The organism is Streptosporangium sp. NPDC000095, assembly GCF_042899335.1.
Lineage (GTDB): Bacteria > Actinomycetota > Actinomycetes > Streptosporangiales > Streptosporangiaceae > Streptosporangium.
The window spans coordinates 350,706-368,202 of the sequence record NZ_JBIAZS010000005.1; the positions used below are offsets into that span (position 1 = coordinate 350,706).

Annotated in this window: 17 protein-coding genes; 10 read left to right on the forward strand and 7 right to left on the reverse strand. The window is 70.8% G+C overall.

The window, feature by feature from the left end:
* Positions 1-26 precede the first annotated feature (26 nt).
* Entirely contained in the window at positions 27-983 is a 957-nt protein-coding gene (locus tag ACFY3V_RS14675; protein WP_389773472.1) for a winged helix-turn-helix transcriptional regulator, read from the reverse strand.
* Positions 970-1,104, reverse strand: coding sequence for a hypothetical protein (locus ACFY3V_RS14680; RefSeq protein WP_362905129.1), 135 nt, complete (start codon positions 1,102-1,104; stop codon positions 970-972). Before ACFY3V_RS14680 ends, ACFY3V_RS14675 begins: the two co-directional genes overlap by 14 nt.
* A 239-nt stretch (positions 1,105-1,343) precedes the next feature.
* On the opposite strand from ACFY3V_RS14680, the gene ACFY3V_RS14685 reads away from it, so the two are divergent.
* The gene (locus ACFY3V_RS14685) at positions 1,344-1,535 is read left to right on the forward strand and encodes a hypothetical protein (RefSeq protein WP_350946588.1); all 192 of its coding nucleotides are present in this window, start codon (positions 1,344-1,346) and stop codon (positions 1,533-1,535) included.
* A 214-nt stretch (positions 1,536-1,749) separates the two neighbouring features.
* Here ACFY3V_RS14685 and ACFY3V_RS14690 read toward each other — a convergent pair whose 3' ends face one another.
* Positions 1,750-2,067, reverse strand: a complete 318-nt coding sequence (locus ACFY3V_RS14690) for a DUF3817 domain-containing protein (protein ID WP_350946587.1) — start codon at positions 2,065-2,067, stop codon at positions 1,750-1,752.
* A gap of 29 nt (positions 2,068-2,096) precedes the next feature.
* Complete coding sequence (locus ACFY3V_RS14695) at positions 2,097-3,002, reverse strand: SURF1 family protein (RefSeq protein ID WP_389773476.1); 906 nt, start codon at positions 3,000-3,002, stop codon at positions 2,097-2,099.
* Between the two features lie 130 nt (positions 3,003-3,132).
* Here ACFY3V_RS14695 and ACFY3V_RS14700 point away from each other — a divergent pair, with 130 nt between their 5' ends.
* Positions 3,133-3,309, forward strand: coding sequence for a hypothetical protein (locus ACFY3V_RS14700; protein ID WP_350946585.1), 177 nt, complete (start codon positions 3,133-3,135; stop codon positions 3,307-3,309).
* Positions 3,310-3,496: 187 nt separating this feature from the next.
* Here the strand turns inward: ACFY3V_RS14700 and ACFY3V_RS14705 are convergent, their stop codons facing one another.
* The gene (locus ACFY3V_RS14705; protein ID WP_362905135.1) at positions 3,497-5,263 is read right to left on the reverse strand and encodes a gamma-glutamyltransferase family protein; all 1,767 of its coding nucleotides are present in this window, start codon (positions 5,261-5,263) and stop codon (positions 3,497-3,499) included.
* Between the two features lie 131 nt (positions 5,264-5,394).
* Here ACFY3V_RS14705 and ACFY3V_RS14710 point away from each other — a divergent pair, with 131 nt between their 5' ends.
* The 7 genes from ACFY3V_RS14710 to ACFY3V_RS14740 all read left to right on the forward strand — a co-directional run bounded on the left by ACFY3V_RS14710 (position 5,395) and on the right by ACFY3V_RS14740 (position 12,891).
* Positions 5,395-6,522, forward strand: coding sequence for a sensor histidine kinase (locus ACFY3V_RS14710; RefSeq protein ID WP_389773481.1), 1,128 nt, complete (start codon positions 5,395-5,397; stop codon positions 6,520-6,522).
* Positions 6,519-7,166: a response regulator gene (locus ACFY3V_RS14715; protein ID WP_389773484.1), complete on the forward strand. Its 648-nt coding sequence runs from the start codon at positions 6,519-6,521 to the stop codon at positions 7,164-7,166. The genes ACFY3V_RS14710 and ACFY3V_RS14715 overlap by 4 nt, the downstream gene beginning before the upstream one ends.
* Positions 7,167-7,259: 93 nt before the next feature.
* Positions 7,260-7,883, forward strand: a complete 624-nt coding sequence (locus ACFY3V_RS14720; protein WP_362905141.1) for a Uma2 family endonuclease — start codon at positions 7,260-7,262, stop codon at positions 7,881-7,883.
* Positions 7,884-8,003: 120 nt separating this feature from the next.
* Positions 8,004-8,522, forward strand: a complete 519-nt coding sequence (locus ACFY3V_RS14725; RefSeq protein ID WP_389773488.1) for an RNA polymerase sigma factor — start codon at positions 8,004-8,006, stop codon at positions 8,520-8,522.
* Positions 8,519-9,724, forward strand: a complete 1,206-nt coding sequence (locus ACFY3V_RS14730; RefSeq protein WP_389773491.1) for a hypothetical protein — start codon at positions 8,519-8,521, stop codon at positions 9,722-9,724. The genes ACFY3V_RS14725 and ACFY3V_RS14730 overlap by 4 nt, the downstream gene beginning before the upstream one ends.
* A 178-nt stretch (positions 9,725-9,902) precedes the next feature.
* Positions 9,903-11,186, forward strand: a complete 1,284-nt coding sequence (locus tag ACFY3V_RS14735) for a sulfite exporter TauE/SafE family protein (RefSeq protein WP_389773493.1) — start codon at positions 9,903-9,905, stop codon at positions 11,184-11,186.
* Between the two features lie 295 nt (positions 11,187-11,481).
* Positions 11,482-12,891, forward strand: coding sequence for a tetratricopeptide repeat protein (locus ACFY3V_RS14740; protein ID WP_362905149.1), 1,410 nt, complete (start codon positions 11,482-11,484; stop codon positions 12,889-12,891).
* Between the two features lie 217 nt (positions 12,892-13,108).
* Here the strand turns inward: ACFY3V_RS14740 and ald are convergent, their stop codons facing one another.
* Both ald and ACFY3V_RS14750 read right to left on the reverse strand, forming a co-directional pair.
* Entirely contained in the window at positions 13,109-14,224 is a 1,116-nt protein-coding gene (gene ald / locus ACFY3V_RS14745; protein WP_389773496.1) for an alanine dehydrogenase, read from the reverse strand.
* Between the two features lie 104 nt (positions 14,225-14,328).
* On the reverse strand, positions 14,329-15,723 hold the full coding sequence (locus tag ACFY3V_RS14750) for an aspartate aminotransferase family protein (protein ID WP_350946575.1): 1,395 nt from the start codon (positions 15,721-15,723) through the stop codon (positions 14,329-14,331).
* Between the two features lie 281 nt (positions 15,724-16,004).
* On the opposite strand from ACFY3V_RS14750, the gene ACFY3V_RS14755 reads away from it, so the two are divergent.
* Positions 16,005-17,351: a M20/M25/M40 family metallo-hydrolase gene (locus tag ACFY3V_RS14755; RefSeq protein WP_362905151.1), complete on the forward strand. Its 1,347-nt coding sequence runs from the start codon at positions 16,005-16,007 to the stop codon at positions 17,349-17,351.
* Positions 17,352-17,497: the final 146 nt, after the last annotated feature.

A 17,497-nucleotide genomic window follows, 5' to 3' on the forward strand; every position in this document is an offset into this window, starting at 1 on the left:
CTCCGGTCGCGAGCCTCCGAGCGCCGTCACCCGTGTGGCGAACCCTCAAGCGTCGTCATCGGGTCATCGGGGAGGATGAAGCGGACCTCGCGTCGCTGGAGCGGTCGGTCGCACGCCCTGCACAGCAGGACCGGCTGGAACGCGGCGCCACAGAACGCGTGGGTGATCGACAGGGCCGAGCCCTCGGGGGCGGGGAACTCGCGCTGGGCCCAGTCGACGAGGAAGGCGAAGACCTCGAAGAAGGCGAGTCCTTTGTCCGTGAGCCGGTACGAGCCGTCGGGCCGGGCGTCGAAGACGCGCAGTTCGACGAAGCGGCGCAGCCGGTCGGTGAGCACCGAGGGCGCGACGCCGAGGCCGGACTGGAAGTCGACGAACCGGCGGATGCCGAGGAACGCCCCGGCCAGGACGCTGGTGCCCCACCGATCGCCGAGGATCTCCATCGACGTCGTGTAGTAGCCGATCGGGTCGATCGGGGTGTCGGCGCGGACCGTGCGGCGGTGCCGCCGCGGCGTGCCGATCCGGGAGAACGTGGCGAGCGGGCCGGGCTCGGTCCGGGTGTCGCGGGCACTCATCGGCCGCAGGCAGGAACCGCACCCGAGGTGCGGCTTGGCGTCCTGGCCGCACTGCTCGTGCAGCAGCGGCGGGCGTCGTTTCGGCTCGACCCAGTCTCGCTCCCACGCGTGGATCGCCACCAGCAGGGTCCACAACCGGAGCCCGCGCTCCGTCAGCCGATACTCGTAGCGGGTGCGACCGCTGCGGTACGCCGACAGCTCGAAGATGCCGTGGTCGACCAGTTCTCTGAGCCTGGCGGCGAGAACCGACTCGGAGATGCCCAGCGCGTCGTGCCAGCCGGCGAAGGTCCGGATCCGCAGCAGGAACGCCCGCTGCAGGATCAGCAGCACCCACCGGTCTCCCAGGATCGCCAGTGCCTGCCCGATCGCACTGAGCTCGCCTCGCGCCGGCTCCCGCTCAGTGCCGTCCACAGCCTGTCCTCCACATGGTCGCGTGATCGTTCTCGCCGCCGGCGAGCGTGGTCGCGCCCGTCCGGTCGTCCCTCCTGCGGTGGTGCCCGTCGCCGAACCCGGCACCGACGATCGTGATCATGTCGGTTTCCGGTGGAACATGTTCACTCTCGTTCCCGGCGAAACCGCCAAACTACCAACCCGGCGCCGCCCGGACGGCCAGGTATGCCCTCCTGTCACACCCGTGGCAGGGGACGGCCATCACCGGGAAAATCGCGATATATCTCGGCTGGAACCACGGCGATGGGTTCACACGTTGGACGGGCGACGCACAATGAACTACAGACGGGGCGTCCGCCCCGCGTTCGGAGGATGTTGAGGATGTCGCCCGTCCAGAAGTACGCGATCGGCGCCGGAGCAGTGGTGTTCCTGTCGTGGCTGTTCCTGCCAGGTTTCCTGACGCTGCTGATCCTCCTGGGCGTCGTCGCCGCCCCGGTCGTCGGCTACCTGATGCTCGACCCGTCTCAGCGCGAGCGTCTCAAGCGTTCGCGTCGCCGGGGGCTCGGCCGCTGACGCGGCGACGCCCCCGCACGGCCCGGCCTCGCGATCCCGTTTCCGAGCCGGGCCGTTCAGGCGCGCCTCACAGACCCGCCTCCAGGCCGGACCGTTCAGACGCATCTCGCGAGCCCGTCTTCGAACCCGGCGCGGGCCGGGTGGTCCGCTTCCGGACCTGACCTGGTCCCGGTCGGACGCACCGTGACCCGCCTCCGGCCCCGGCCCGGATCGGTCAGGCGGTGGCGGCGGCGGTCGCGAGCTCCGACTCCACCCGGCGGGTCACCCTGCGCTCGAACACGAACGAGAGCAGCGGCACGGTGCCCGCGAGCATCACCCCGAGGATGTACTGCCACGTCCAGCGTGCCTTCATGCCCAGGTTCATCGTGGCCACGAGATAGAGCATGTAAAGGAAGCCGTGGATCGGAGAGACGATCTTCGAGGGCTCCTCGATACCGAAGCCGTACCTGAGCACGATGCAGGTGACCAGGATGAGCAGCATCACGCCGACGATGTAGGCCAGGATGCGAAAGGGCTTGAGAGCGGATTCCACGGTCGGTTACCTCGGTCTTGGGGTTCGGTTCACGGGGCGGTACGGGCCGGTAGGGCGGGCGTCTCCGGCTCTCCACCGGCGCCGCCCTCGTGGACGGCCCCCGGGCCGGGGGCGATCCCGGCGTCGGAGGCGGAGTCGGGACCGGCACCGGATTCGGTGTCGGTGACAGTGGCGGTGTCGGCCTCGGTGGCGGCGGTGGGAGTGGCGTCGATCTTCCGCGTGCCGCCGCGCAGCGCGTCACGAACGAAATGCCACCACATGAAGACCGCGAAAAGCCCGAAGATCCACCACTGGGCGGCGTAGGCGAGGTTGCGCCAGGTGAGCCCGCCCGGCTCGGTCGGCGGAGGGGCGCTCACCGGCCTGGCCGCGACCGCGGGAGCCGGCGACTGGGCGGTGGCGATCACGAAACCGTCGCGCAGCTTCGTACCCCGCCAGAGGTTGACCAGTTCGGCCGACGACACGGTCAGCACCTGCCCCGGCGGCAGCTGCCTGGTCCGGCGCTGGACGCTGTCGGTGGACTCCGAGGGCCGCAGGCGCCCGCTGAGGGTCACCCGCCCCTCGGCAGGGGCCGTGACGGCAGGATCTCCCGCCGTGGCCACCCAGCCGCGTACGACCGGGATGGAGGTGCCGTCGCCGAGGTCCAGCGGGGCCAGCAGCCACAGACCCCCGTCGCGCTCGGCCACCAGGAGCTGCTTCGAGACGTCGAAGGTCCCCTCGGCGGTCACCTGGCGGCTGACCGCGTCGGCCGTCATGTGCTTCCCCGGCGCGGTGAGGGTGGCGACCGCCACGGGGGCGGGATCCCGCAGCGACTGGGGCATGCCGGAATCCTCGAAGACGCCGAGCTGCCACCTGCCCAGCAGCCCGCACACGACGAGGGCCCCGACCGCGAGCAGGTGGAGCACCACCACGCGGGCGGAGAACAGGATCCGGAGCATGACACCACGCTATCCGCCCCGGTCGGCGGTCCGGCCCTCAGCCCTCGTCCCTGGCCAAGCAGCGGAATCCGTCTCGTGAAAGTGGACAAATCAGTGTTGGGAGGTATCCCGTATCGCTACAGTCATCTCCATGTCTGATCCTCAGCAGATTGACCCCGCGGGCAACACCCAGGCGTTCCGCGCGTTCGCCCAGCGTAAGGACCCCGAGGCCGCCCCCGAGAAGCGGTCGCTCGTCCTGCCGATCACGGCGGCGGTGGTGGTCGGGGTGCTGGTCGTCGTCGCCGTGGCCGCGTACCTGCTGCTCTGACGACCGGGGAGTCCGCAGCGCCGAAGGCATCGCCCTCGGCGCTTTTCGCGTTCCCGAACGTCCCCGGACGTCCTTAGACGTCCCGCCGACGCCCTTCGGCGTCCCCGGCGGCGCGGCCGAGACCACGCCGCCGGATCCGGTGTCCGTTCGCGCCGTCACCGTACGTGCCGCCGCGAGTACGGGAGCCCTATCTGCGCTCGTTCACCACCAGCGCGCTGCCTCCGCCGCGACGGGTCGGCTCCGCCACCGCCTGGAGCTTCCCGTTCCGCAGGAACTCGACCGCGGTGGCCGCGCCGATCTCGGGGTTCAGTACGAGGCTGTGGCCCCGTTCGGTGAGTTCGGCGCCGTAGCGGTCGATGTATGCCTGCTCCGCCTGGGTCTGGGGGGTGTTGCGCTGGGTGGCCCGGGGCGCGGCGAGCGCCTCGGGGAGCGACATGCCGAGGTCCCAGCGGTTGACCAGGATCTGCAGCACGGTGGTGATGATCGTCGAACCGCCGGGGGAACCCAGCGCGAGCAGCGGCCTGCCGTCGTCCAGCACGATCGTCGGCGCCATCGAGGAACGGGGCCGCTTGCCCGGGGCGGGCAGGTTCGGGTCGCCGGGGGCCGGGCCGAAGGTGAAGTCGGTCAGCTCGTTGTTGAGCAGGAAACCCCTGCCGGGGACGACGATGCCGTTGCCGCCGGTCGACTCGATGGTGATGTTGTAGGCGACCACGTTGTTCCACCGGTCGGTGACCACCAGGTGCGTGGTCTCCGGCCCTTCGGGGGCCGACGGGGTGGCCTCCGCCGAGGGAGCGGGCGCGCACGGCCCGTACGTCCCGTCGGGGTTACCGGGCGCGACCGGGCTCGTCAGCGCCCGCTCGCCGATCAGGCAGGCGCGTTCCTTGGCGAACCCGTCGGAGAGCAGCTCCTGGAGCGGGACGCCCGGGATGTCGCCGACGTACTTGCCCCGATCGGCGAAGGAGAGCCTGGAGGCCTCCAGATACTCGTGCTCACCGACCTTCGGCAGGACCTGGAGGATGTTGAGCGCCTCGCCGACCGTCGAGCCTCCCGAGGACGGCGGCGCCATGCCGTACACGTCCATGCCCTTGTACGTCACCTTCGTGGGCGGCCGTTCGAGCGCCCGGTAGGCCTTGAGGTCGGCCAGCTCCATCAGCCCCGGCCGCACGTTACGGGTGGAGCCCGGGGTGACCGGCGGCTTCTTCACGGTGGCCACGACCTCGGCGCCCAGGGAGCCGCCGTACAGCCACCCGCCGCCCTGCTTACCGAGTTTGCGGTAGGTCTCGGCCAGCTCAGGGTTGCGGAAGGTGGAACCGACCGGCGGCGGGGCGCCGTTCGGCAGGTAGAGCTTGGCGGTGGAGGTGAAGTCCTTGAAACGGGCGGCGTTCGCGGCTGTCTGGTCGTAGAAGGTCTGGTCGACCTTGAATCCCTTGGAGGCGAGCTCGGTCGCGGGTTTCAGCGCCTGCTTCAGCGAGAGCGTGCCGAATTTGCGCAGCGCCAGCTCCCACTGGGCCACGCTGCCGGGCACCCCCGCGGACAGCCCGCTGGTCACGGCCTCCTCGAACGGGATGCCCTCCAGAGAGGTCGGCCCCATCGCCTTCGGAGCGGTCTCCCTGCCGTCGATCGTGTGGACCTTCTTGTGGCGCGCGTCGTAGTAGACGATGAACCCGCCCCCGGCCAGCCCTGCCGAATAGGGCTCGGTCACCCCCAGGGCGGCCGCGGCGGCGACCGCCGCGTCCACGGCGTTGCCGCCCTGGCGCAGCACGCCCAGCGCGACCTTGCTGGCGTCGAGGTCGACGGTCGAGACCGCGCCCCCGTACCCCTCCGCGACGGGTTTCTTCTCCGCACCCGGCCGTACCGGTGACGCCTGTGGAGAGGCGGCGGCGGGTTGGACGAGCAGTAAGGAACTTCCCACCAGGACCCCCGCCAGGGGGGCGGCGACTCGACGATTGATCATGATGACCTCCCGCAGACAGCTTGACTCAGCCCGTAAGCCTTGTCAGCCCCTTCCCTACCGCAGGGGATGTATCGCCCCATGCCTCACGGGATGGACGCGCCCTGCCTGTGGGCGCACGTACAGTGCTGAACGTGCACGTCAAACCCCGCTGGGCCGAGTTGCCGCTCCCGCTGCTCGTGGGGGTCTTCCAGGGCGTGGTCACCCGCGGTGTGCAGTGGTGGCAGGTCCACGACCCCGGCATACTCAGGATCCCGCTCGACCCGCTGGGCTGGGTGCTCCTGCTGGCCGGGCCGCTGGTCCTGATCGTACGCCGGCGCCGTCCGGTGCTCAGCCTGGCCGTCGCGGCGGGCTCCACAGTGATCTTCATCGGCCTCGGCTACTCCTACGGGCCGGTCTTCCTCAGTCCGATCATCGCGTTCCACACCGCCGTGGTCACCGGGCACCGGCGGGTGGCCTGGTCGATATGGGGCCTGGCCTACGTGTTCTTCGTGGTTTACACGTCCTGGTTCGCCCCCGTTCGTACGACCGGCTGGTTCCACGACCTCGCGGTGGCCGCGCTGATGGGCCTCGCGGTGGTGGCCGCCGAGTTCTCCCGGGCCAGGAGGGAGCGGCAGGCCGAGCACGCGCGGGTGGAGCAGGAGGAGCTACGGCGGCGGGCCAGCGAGGAGCGGCTCACCATGGCCCAGGAGCTGCACGACGTCCTGGCGCACAACATCTCCCTCATCCACGTGCAGGCGTCCACCGCGCTGCACCTCATCGACGACCACCCCGAGCAGGCGCGGACCGCGCTCACCACGATCAAGCAGGCGTCCAAGGACGTGCTGACCGAGATGCGGTCGGTGCTCAACGTCCTGCGCGACGGCGCCCCCCGTTCCCCCACCGCCGGGCTGGACCGGCTCGACGAGCTCATCGAGCGCAGTGGGCTGCCGGTCACCAAGAAGATCGTCGGCGAGGCCGGGCCGCTGCCTCCCGGCGTCGACCGGGCCGGGTACCGCATCGTGCAGGAGGCCCTCACCAACGTCACCCGGCACGCTCCCGGCGCCTCGGTCACGATCGTGCTCGACTACGCTCCCCGCGCCCTCACCGTCCAGGTCACCGACTCGGGCGGCGACGCCCCCGGGGAGAGCCTGGGCAGCGGGAACGGCGTTCCCGGCATGCGGGAGCGGGCATCGGCGCTCGGGGGAACGCTCACCGCCACGCACCACGGCCGGGGTTTCCGCGTCGAGGCCCTGCTGCCGATCCCGGAGGAATCCCGATGATCAAGATTGTTCTCGCCGACGACCAGGCCCTCGTCAGGGCGGGGTTCCGTGCCCTGCTGGACGCGCAGCCGGGGATGACCGTGGTGGCCGAGGCCTCCGACGGGGCCCAGGCCCTGCGGCTCGCCGCCGAGCACGAGCCGGACGTGGTCCTGATGGACATCCGCATGCCCGGCATGGACGGGCTGACCGCCACCCGGGAGATGCCGGCCGGACCGAAGATCATCATCCTCACGACCTTCGAACTGGACGAGTACGTCTTCGAGGCCCTCCGAGGCGGCGCCAGCGGCTTCCTCGTCAAGGACACCGAACCGGCCGAGCTCATCCAGGCCGTCCGGGTGGTGGCCGCCGGTGACGCCCTGCTCTCCCCCGGCGTGACCCGTCGCCTGATCGCCGAGTACGCGAGCCGGGCCAAGGAGCCGCGCCACGCCCGCGACCTCGGCCTGCTCACCGACCGCGAGCGCGAGGTCCTCGCCCTGGTCGGTACCGGCATGACCAACGACGAGATCGCGGGCAAACTCTTCATGAGCCCCGCCACCGCCAAGACCCACATCAGCCGGACCATGATGAAACTCCACGCCCGCGACCGCGCCCAACTGGTCGTCATCGCCTACGAATCCGGCCTCGTCCGCCCCGGCTGGATCTGACGCCCCACATTCCGGTAAAGGCTCGCGCCGGCCCACACCACTTGCGATACTCAACGTGTTCAGAAGAACACGAAGGGACATATCGTCATGCTCATGACATCGCGACGGAGCCACGCCAAGCTGTGCCCCTCCCCCGAGACCTCGTCCCAGCCCTTGCCAGGAACGGCGCGCGAACTCTTCGACGCGCTTCCGCAGCTTCCAGGACTGCGGACCGAAATCATCGATGGGAGACTGATAGTGAGCCCGATGGGCACCCCCGAGCACGCCAGGATCGCGATGCGCCTGTATCGCGCCCTTCTTCCCCTCCTTGAGGAGAAAGAGTGGGATGGCTTCAGCGGCAACGTCGACGTCTGCATAGACGGACCGCGTGACCCGATCGTTCCCGACTTCGTGCTGGCGCCCGTCGACTGCCCGCGCTGGGGTGACCGCGAACTGCGCTCCTCCGGCCTCCTCATGGTCGCCGAGATCGTGTCCCCGGGCAGCATCTTCGACGACCGCGACCGCAAGCCCGCCATCTACGCCTCGGGCGGTGTCCCCGTGATGCTTCTGATCGACCCCGTGGTCTCCCCCGCCACCGTGACGGTCCTCAGCGACCCCAAGAAGGACGAGTACCGGACCTCCACCCGCGTCGAGATGGGTTCGCGCCTGCACCTGCCCGAGCCGGTCGACTTCACCCTCGACACCTCGATCTTCACCGACACCCAGAGCGCACCGTGACGAGCGGGGCCGTACGCCACGGAAGGTAGGCTCCACGGCCCCGATCGGCCGACAGGGCGGGGCCGCGATAACTGTGCCCGACGAAGCAGCGGATCGGGAGCGGTACGCGTTCTTTAGGTCATGAACGGTGAGATAGCCGCTCGCGCGCCCGGACCACCAGGTGCCGAGACGATACTGGTCGGCCTGTATCGCGAGCACCGCCTCGCCCTGGTGCGCTTCGCCGTGCTGCTCGTCGGCGACAGGGAGGCCGCCGAGGACGTCGTACAGGACGTCTTCTCCAGGCTGCACGACAGGCCCCCCGAGCCGCTCACCCTGACATACGTCCGCGTCTGCGTGCTGAACGCCTCGCGTTCCGTCCTGCGCAGGCGCGGTATCGCCGCCAGGGTGATGGTGGGGCGGCGGGAGGAGCCGGTGGACTCGGCGGAGACGGCCGCGCTGCTCGGCGAGTCACGACAGGAGATGCTGGCCGCGCTCAACCGGCTGCCCAGGCGGCAGCGCGAGGTCCTCGTCCTGCGTTACTACCTCGACCTGTCCCACGCCGGCATCGCCGAGGCGATGCGCGTCAGAGAGAGCACCGTACGGTCCACCGTTTTCAGGGCTCTGGAACGGCTTGAACGCGAACTGGGAGACAGGGCATGACCGACATCGAGGATCGGCTCAGGGACGCGATGACCGCCAGGGCGGAGGCCGTACAAGACGATGGGCGGTTCAGGACGCTACCCGCGTCACGCGGGTCGTCGCCGCGCTTCAGGTCGTGGGCACCGGTGGCGGTTGCGGCCTCCATCGCGATCGTGACGACGGCCACCGTCGTGGGAACACGTACGGTCGCGTCACCTACTCCGACGGTTCCGGCGGTTCCAACGACTCCGGCGGCACAGCCGACGCCCTACGTCGGTCCCCTCGCGCCGCCGGTCAGGCAGGTCTGGCCGGGCGCGGTGCACGAGATCCCGACGAAGGCACCGGGGGGCCGGGTGTTCACCCCGGACCTGTTCGTCACCGACCGGGTCGTGGTGGGGGCGGCACTCACCGGGAACCGCCCCGACGGGATCTGGTCCTACGACGTCGACAGACGGAGGTTCACCCGGATCGCGGCGCTCAAGAGCTCGAACGCGTCGAGCAAGCTGGTCTTCGGCGACGGGTACCTCGCATGGTCCACGCTCAACGACCGCAGGACGGAGATATGGGCGGTGCCGGTCACGGGCGGCGTCCCACGGCGGATCGCCTCGGTCAAGGCCGTGATCATCGACGACAGCTACAGCGGGATCGACCTGGCCGTCGCCGACGGCACGGCCGTCTGGTCGCCGGTCGACGGTGGCGGTGTCTACCGGGCTCCGCTGAAGGGCGGGAAGGCGTCCCTGGTCGACGGCACCAAAGGCTTCCACCTCGCCGACTGGCCGTGGGCCGAACGGCCTCGGCGAGGCACGGAGGAGAGATCCGCTTCCCGCCCCATGGAGCACCTGAAGAACGTGCTCACCGGCGAGGCCAGGGACGTGGTTCCTCCCGCCGGGCGGACGTCGTGGAACGACTGCGGGGTGACGTGGTGCTTCAACAACATCGAGGCGTGGCAACGCGACGGAACCGGGCGGCACGCACTGCCGGGGACGGCTCGCGGGTATCTCCACTCGGGCCGCTTCGTCCTGCTCCACCAGGAGGACCGCGACGGCAGGGGGGCGAGTTCTGTGCACGACCTCGCCACGGGACGCACCGGCCGGCTGTTCCCGGTTCCGACGCGCCGGGGGGACAAGGCCGCTCCCACCCTGTATATGCACGAGGACATGTTCCGGTTCCGGTCGGGGTCGGGCACGCAGGTTCTCGTCGACCTGAACGCCGCCGCCCGCTGAGTTTCGCCATCGGCGGGATTCACCGCGCGCCGTGATGTCCGTCGCACAGCGAGAACGGCCCGGGAGGCCCCCGGGCCGTTGGCGTCGAGGAACATCGGAAAAACGCCGCGAAACGTGGACGTCCGGTAAGGACAGCGTGAGCGCTCGGTAAGGAAATATCACTATCGGTCATCCTCTGGTGAGATTACCTTGGGTCAGTGGAGATCGGGATGGTTACCGGGGATGTCCGCTGAGCGCGGGGCCGGCCGCGCTGTTCGCCGCCGGGCTCGCCGCGGGACTGGTCGCGGGTACGGCCTCGTGCACGGCCGTGCAGGGCGGCCTGCTCACCGGTCTCACCTCTCGTGACCTTCCTGCCCGCTCCCGCCGGCACTGCGAGACCCGCGAATGCGACGGGACCGACGAACCCGGCAGGACCGACGGAGCCGACGAGCACGGTGAGACCGGCGGGACCGGCGGAGACGGCAAGGACGGCGGGGCCGGGGCGGGGCCTTCGGGTCCCGTGGTCGTCGCGCTCTTCCTCGCCGGGCGCCTCGGTTCCCACGTGGTGGCCGGGGCGCTGCTCGGACTGGCCGGGTCCGCCGTGCTGCTCGGCCCTCAGGTCAGGGCCGCGTTGCTCGTCGCGGCCGGGATCGCGGTCGCGGGCTTCGGAATCCGCATGTTCGGGCGCGGACCGCGAACCGGATGCCACCCGGGCGTCGCATCGGGCGGACGTACGTCCCGTCGCGGCGGCGTGTCCGGGATCACCGGGATCACCCGGATCACAGCCCCCGCTCCCAGGGCGCTCGCGCTCGGTGCCGCGACGATCCTGCTGCCGTGCGGGGTGACGCTCGGCATCGAGACGGTGGCGGTCTCCAGCGGGTCGGTGCTGGGCGGGGGCGCGGTGATGGCGGGGTTCGTGGTGGGGACGACGCCCGCGTTCGCGCTTCTCGGGCTGGTCCTGCGGCGGGCCGCGACCACCAGGCTGGCGGCGCTGGCCGGGGTCGCCGCACTCGCGACGGGTCTGTGGACGATCTCCTCGGGGTTGAGCCTCGGAGGGTGGCTCCCCGGATCCGGCGGCCCGGCGATGGCGGCGGGCGCCCCGGCGGGGACCGCGCGGAACCCGATGGCGGGGGCGACGGACGAGGCGGGAGCGGCGGACGGCCCGGCGGGCGGCATCCCCGACGGCCCGGCAGGGACGACGGGCGATCAAGCGCGGGCGGCCGTACACTCCGGCGGCGTCCAGCGGATCGACATCTGGGCCACCGACCGGGGCTACCGGCCGGGTGTGGTGACCGCCCGCGCGGGATTCCCCACGGAGCTCGTCTTCCACCTGGTGGGCGCCCCCGGCTGCACCCGGACGCTCACGATCGACGGTCGCGACGTGACACTGCCCGCCACCGTACGGCTGGGCGCTCGGGACGCGGGCTCGCTGCGTTACGTCTGCTCGATGGGGATGTACGTGGGGTTCATCCGCTTCGTCTGACCGTGAGGATGGAGGTGAACGCCTCCTGGTGAGGTCTGGCTCGTCGTCCGACCGACCGTGGTGTCTTCAACAGGATCTGCCGACCTCGGCCGGAAGGCGTTCGTCCACACTCACCGGACGTGGCACCCCGATGACTCGACAGGCGTGCGGGCGGGATTCGTACGCCTCGTCCGAGCACCGGAGCGGACCGGGAGGCGGGGTGTCGAGCGAAAGTCCGCGATTACCCTCCGTCACGGAGTGCTTACGTGTCACCCTGTGATCTGTCGGTTGGGCGCCGTCGGCGAGGAGTGTGATCATGGGGTGGCCTGACGACCCGGAGACGACCGCGGGGCTGATACCCACCCCCCGCGGCAGCGAGCACGAGAACGACATGGACGGCGAGACGGAGTTGCTGCTCGCCGCGCACGGCGGCGACGTACAGGCGGCCCACCTGCTCGGCCGCCACTTCGCCCAGTGCGGTGACCGTTCGGCGGCGCGGCACTGGTGGGAGCGCGCAGCGGCCGCGGGAAACCTCGACAGCGCCTACAACCTGGGCATCTGGCACGAGAAACACGGCACCCCCGCGGAGGCCGCGAGGTGGTACGAGCTGGCGGCGAACGCCGGAGACGTCGAGGCGGCGGTGAACCTGGCGACCCTCCTGCTGGACCAGCACGGCGACGTCCCCGCCGCCCGGCGGTGGTTCGAGACGGCGGCCGGGGCGGGCTCCCGGGCGGCGGCCAGGCGGCTCGCGCTGCTCTGTGAGGACGGCGGCGAGGTGAAGGCCGCCGTGGAGTGGCATCGCAGGGCCGCGATGGACGGTGACCTCGCCTCGGCCCACGATCTCGGCTTCCTCGCCTACGCCGCCGGGGAGGAGGACGAGGCGCTGCGCTGGTGGGAGTCGGCCGCCAGGAACGGTCATGCCGACGCGGCCTACCATCTCGGGCTGTTCCTGCAGGCCAATCTCGATCCCGAGGGGGCGGAGGCGTTCTTCCGGCTGGCCGCCAGGCACGAGCACCCCGGTGCCGCGTCCCAACTGGGCGGGATCGCGCTCTCCGTCGGTGACCTGCGCACCGCGCGTGCCTGGTTCGAGCGGGCGGCCTGCACCGGCAGGATCGACGACCAGCGAACGGCCGGGTTCGTATGCGTGGAGATGAGCGACGCGCAGGGGGCCGGCCACTGGTTCAGCCGGGCCGCGGCGAGCGGCGACCCGGAGGCCGCCTTCAATTTCGGCCTGCTGCTCATCGCCGAGCACAGCGACCTGCAGGGCGGTCAGCACTGGTTCCGCCAGGCGGCACAGGCCGGGCACCACCGGGCCGCGGTCGAGCTGGCCGCGCTGCTGTCGGCCGCGGGGTTCTCCCGCGAGGCGGAGCGGTGGCTGTCCGACCCGCCTTCTCCCCCGTGGGGCCGGACCGCCGAGCCGGAGCTCGTCGCCCGCGCCGAGCTGGCCGCGGCCGCCGTCGCCCGGCGGGGTGGCGCCACCCTGAGGATCGCCGACCTGACCGAGATCCTCGGCACCTGGGATCTCGTCACCCGGCCGTTGCGCGACCACACCGACGTCACGGCGTGGCTGGCCGAGCGGAGCGGGCTGCCGTTGGGCGCGGTCGAGCACCTGGCCGCCGTACGGGCCGCGCTGTTGCGTCCCGGCGGCGCCCCCTGGCCGACCCCGGCGGAGATCGAGCACATCTTGATCACCGCCCGCGCCCTGCGCTCGGCTCTGTCACCGTGATCGGCACCGATCGTGTCCCGTGCCCCGGCTGCTCACCGTGATCCGCACCGGCCCTGCCCTGCGCTCCGGCTGATCATCGCGACCGGCACCGATCCTGCCCTGCGGTCGGTACCGATCACCGTGACCGGCGTCGGCCGCCTCTCACGAACCGGTCCGGCCGGACCTGTGGATCCCGCACGTCCCGCACCCTGACCGCGCGAGACGTGCGGGATCCGGCTCAGGCGGCGATGACCTCGGAGACCGGCACGTACGGCAGTTCGAGGGCGATGGCGACCTGCTCGTTGGTGAGCCGTCCCGCGTGGGTGTTGAGACCCGGTGCGAGGGAGGCGTCCTGCTGGAGCGCTTCCTTCCAGCCCAGGCCGGCCAGCTTGACCGCGTAGGGCAGCGTGGCGTTGGTCAGCGCGTAGGTGGAGGTGTTGGCGACGGACCCCGGCATGTTGGCCACGCAGTAGAAGATCGAGTTGTGGACCTGGTAGGTCGGCTCGGCGTGCGTGGTCGGGCGGGAGTCCTCGAAGCAGCCGCCCTGGTCGATCGCGATGTCGACGAGCACGGAGCCCGGCTTCATCCGGGAGACCAGCTCGTTGGAGACGAGGGTCGGGGCCTTGGCCCCGGGGATCAGCACCGCGCCGATGACGAGATCGGCCTCCAGAACCTCCTTCTCGATCGCGTACGAGGTCGAGACGAGGGTCTTGAGACGGCCCTGGTAGATGGCGTCGATGAAACGCAGGCGGTCGACGTTGAGGTCGAGGACGGTGACGTCGGCGCCCATGCCGACCGCGATCTGCGCGGCGTTGAGCCCGGAGACGCCCGCGCCGATGACGACGACCTTGGCGGGCGCCACACCGGGCACGCCGCCGGGCAGCACGCCGCGCCCGCCGTTGAAGCGCATGAGGTTGTAGGCGCCGACCTGCGGGGCGAGCCGGCCCGCGACCTCGGACATCGGGGCGAGCAGCGGCAGGGTGTTGCCGACCTGGACGGTCTCGTACGCGATGCCGGTGACCTCGCGCTCAAGGAGGGCCTCGGTGCACTCGCGGCCCGCCGCGAGGTGCAGGTAGGTGAAGAGCACCTGGCCGGGGCGCATGCGGTGGTACTCCTCCGCGATGGGCTCCTTCACCTTGAGGATCATCTCGGCCTGGTCCCACACCTCGTCCGCGGTGTCGAGGATCTTGGCGCCGGCGAAGAGGTACTCCTCGTCGGTGAGGTGCGAGCCGAGGCCCGCTTCGCGCTGGATGTAGACGTCGTGGCCGTGACGGACAAGCTCGTGCACGCCCGCCGGGGTCGCGGCGACGCGGTACTCGTGGTTCTTGACCTCGGCAGGCACGCCGATCTTCATGGGATTTCCTTTCCTTGGTTCAACGGAGTGGCGCCGAGGTCTGTGCGGGTGCGGCGCGGGTCACTCCGGCGGATCCGGCGCCCGGAAGGCGCGGACGTGCGCGCTCAGAGGCGGCTCCATGCCTCCGTCAGCACCGAGCGGAGGATGGACTCGATCTCGTCGAACTCCTTCGGCCCGCAGATGAGCGGCGGGGCGAGCTGGATGACGGGGTCGCCCCGGTCGTCGGCGCGGCAGTACAGGCCCGCCTCGTAGAGGGCGCCGGAGAGGAAGCCCCTGATGAGGCGCTCGGACTCCTCGGTGTTGAAGGTCTCCTTGGTCGCCTTGTCCTTGACGAGCTCGATGCCCCAGAAGTAGCCGGAGCCGCGCACGTCGCCGACGATCGGCAGGTCGCGTAGACGCTCCAGGGTGGAGCGGAAGACCGGCTCGTTGCGGGTGACGTGGCCGAGCAGGTCCTCCCGCTCGAACAGGTCGAGGTTGGCCAGCGCGACGGCCGAGGACACCGGGTGGCCGCCGAAGGTGTAGCCGTGGGCGAACATCTCGGTGCCGTTCTTGAACGGCTCGAAGAGGCGGTCGGAGGCGATCATGGCGCCGATCGGCGAGTAGCCGCTGGTCATGCCCTTGGCGCAGGTGATGATGTCGGGCACGTAGTCGAACTTCTGCCCGCCGAACATGGTGCCGAGGCGGCCGAAGGCGCAGATGACCTCGTCCGAGACGAGCAGGACGTCGTACTCGTCGCAGATCTCGCGCAGGCGCTGGAAGTATCCGGGGGGCGGCGGGAAGCAGCCGCCCGCGTTCTGCACCGGCTCGACGAAGACGGCGGCCACGGTGTCGGGGCCCTCCATCTCGATGGCGCGGGCGACGCGCTCGGCGGCCCAGTAGCCGTACTGCTCGGGCGTCATGCCGGGCATGCCGGTGATCTCGTCGGCGCGGTAGTGGTTGGTGTTGGGCACCCTGACGGAACCCGGGACCAGCGGCTCGAACATCTGCTTGAAGGCCGGGATGCCGGTGATCGACAGGGCGCCCTGCGGGGTGCCGTGGTAGGCGATCTGGCGGCTGATGACCTTGTGCTTGAGCGGCCTGCCGGTGATCTTGAAGTACTGCTTGGCGAGTTTCCACGCGGTCTCGACGGCCTCGCCGCCGCCGGTGGTGAAGAAGACCCGGTTGAGGTCGCCGGGGGTCTCCGCGGCGAGCCGCTGGGCCAGCTCGACGGCCTTGGGGTGCGCGTACGACCACAGCGGGAAGAACGCCAGCTCCTGGGCCTGCTTGGCGGCGGCCTCGGCCAGCTCGCTGCGGCCGTGCCCCGCCTGGACCACGAAGAGCCCCGCGAGTCCGTCGAGGTAGCGCTTGCCGTGCACGTCGTAGATGTAGGAGCCCTCGCCCCGCACGATCATCGGCACTTCGGCACCCTCGTACGAGCTGTGCCGGGTGAAGTGCATCCACAGGTTGTCCTGGGCGGCCTTCATGAGCGAGGTCACGTCGGTGTTTTCAGGGTGCGTCATCGCGATCTTCCCTCGTTGAGCTGGGCTTCCAACAGTCTGCCTGCCAGAACAGCGCTTGCCAAGTGAAAACGTGGCATTAAAGTGCGAGAACCTCGGAATCCGCAAAACCGTCATGTAACAACGACGAAATCCGCGATCAGATGAGATGACGGGCCGATCATTACCCAAACCCCGGTTCCACTTGGCGGAACCCTGATGTGCTGGAATCGTGCGCGAGAGCGGCCGTACTCACGGCTGTGATCCAATAGGACGCACCAGATATTGAGATGCGGGGGAAAGTCGTGACTCCTGACGAGATCGAGAACGCCGTCGCCACCGGCCTGCCCCAGGCGGTGGCCGACCTCAAGCGGCTCGTCTCCATCCCCTCGGTGGCCTTTCCCGGCCACCCCGAGGAGCCCGTGCACGCGGCCGCCGCCGTGACCGAGGAACTGCTGCGCAGCACCGGCCTGCCGCACGTCCGGCAGATCCCCGTCGAGGGCAGTTACCCCGCCGTCTACGCCGAGGCCCCCGCCCCGCCCGGTGCGCCGACCGTGCTCCTGTACGCGCACTACGACGTGCAGCCCACCGGCGACCTCGCACTCTGGCGCACCCCGCCCTTCGAGCCGACGGAGATCGACGGCGCGATCTACGGCCGTGGCGCGGCCGACGACAAGTCGGGCGTCATCTCCCACGTCGCGGCGCTCCGCGCCTTCCAGGGGCGGTTCCCGGTCGGCGTCAAGGTCATCGTCGAGGGCCAGGAGGAGTACGCGGGCGAGCGCCTGGAGGCCTTCGTCGAGCAGAACCCCGAGCTGTTCCGCGCCGACGCGATCGTGGTCGCCGACACCGGCAACCCCCGCGTCGGCGACCCCGCGGTGACGACCTCGCTGCGCGGCACCGGCGCCTTCACCGTCGAGGTGCGCACCCTCAAGGAGTCGCTGCACAGCGGCTCGTTCGGCGGCGCCGCCCCCGACGCACTCGCCGCGCTGATCCGGATGCTCGCCGCCCTGCACGACGACCACGGCGACATCCGCGTGCCCGGCCTGCCTCGCGGCAGCTTCCTCGGCTCGGGCCCGTCGGAGGAGGAGTTCCGCGTCACCGCGGGCGTGCTCGACGGCGTCTCCACGATCGGTTCCGGCTCGCTCGCCGACCGCCTGTGGGCCTCGTACGCGATCACGGTCACCGGCCTGGACGTGCCGACGGTCTCCGGTGCGATCAACGCGGTGCAAGCCGTCGCGAGGGCCCGGGTGACCGTGCGGGTTCCCCCGGCCGGCGACCCGAAGACGACCGTCGAGGCCGTCGTCGACTTCCTGCGGCAGGTCGCCCCCTGGGGTGTCCAGGTGGAGGTCGGCGACTACACCATGGGCTCCGGCTACCTCGCCGACACCGGTGGCGCGGCCCGCTCCGCGCTGAACCGGGCCATGGAGCGCGCCTTCGGCCGCCCCCCGCGCGACGTCGGCGCCGGTGGCTCGATCCCGCTCGTCTCCACCTTCGTCAGGCAGTTCCCCGCCGCCACGATCCTGCTCTTCGGCGCCGAGGACGACGACGCGGCGATCCACGCCCCCAACGAGCGGGTGAACATCGAGGAGCTGCGCCGCACCGCCACCGCCGAGGCGCTCTTCCTCCAGGAGTACGCCTCCGCGGCGGTCTGACAGGCTGTACGCCTCCGTCGCGATCTGACAGGCTGTACGCCTCCGCGGCGGTCCGGCGGCCGACATCCATCGGGCACTTCCGGTGCTTACCGGGAGTGCCCTTGGCGTACGGGCACCCCTGTTTCTCCGGGGCTCGCGTCTCCGGT

Bases quoted from the DNA above. Each gene is read 5' to 3' on its own strand.
- ACFY3V_RS14680 (WP_362905129.1), bottom strand. From the start codon at position 1,104: ATGATCACGATCGTCGGTGCCGGGTTCGGCGACGGGCACCACCGCAGG.
- ACFY3V_RS14685 (WP_350946588.1), top strand. From the start codon at position 1,344: ATGTCGCCCGTCCAGAAGTACGCGATCGGCGCCGGAGCAGTGGTGTTC.
- ACFY3V_RS14695 (WP_389773476.1), bottom strand. From the start codon at position 3,002: ATGCTCCGGATCCTGTTCTCCGCCCGCGTGGTGGTGCTCCACCTGCTC.
- ACFY3V_RS14700 (WP_350946585.1), top strand. From the start codon at position 3,133: ATGTCTGATCCTCAGCAGATTGACCCCGCGGGCAACACCCAGGCGTTC.
- ACFY3V_RS14705 (WP_362905135.1), bottom strand. From the start codon at position 5,263: ATGATCAATCGTCGAGTCGCCGCCCCCCTGGCGGGGGTCCTGGTGGGA.
- ACFY3V_RS14715 (WP_389773484.1), top strand. From the start codon at position 6,519: ATGATCAAGATTGTTCTCGCCGACGACCAGGCCCTCGTCAGGGCGGGG.
- ACFY3V_RS14720 (WP_362905141.1), top strand. From the start codon at position 7,260: ATGACATCGCGACGGAGCCACGCCAAGCTGTGCCCCTCCCCCGAGACC.
- ACFY3V_RS14725 (WP_389773488.1), top strand. From the start codon at position 8,004: ATGAACGGTGAGATAGCCGCTCGCGCGCCCGGACCACCAGGTGCCGAG.
- ACFY3V_RS14730 (WP_389773491.1), top strand. From the start codon at position 8,519: ATGACCGACATCGAGGATCGGCTCAGGGACGCGATGACCGCCAGGGCG.
- ACFY3V_RS14740 (WP_362905149.1), top strand. From the start codon at position 11,482: ATGGGGTGGCCTGACGACCCGGAGACGACCGCGGGGCTGATACCCACC.
- ald (WP_389773496.1), bottom strand. From the start codon at position 14,224: ATGAAGATCGGCGTGCCTGCCGAGGTCAAGAACCACGAGTACCGCGTC.
- ACFY3V_RS14750 (WP_350946575.1), bottom strand. From the start codon at position 15,723: ATGACGCACCCTGAAAACACCGACGTGACCTCGCTCATGAAGGCCGCC.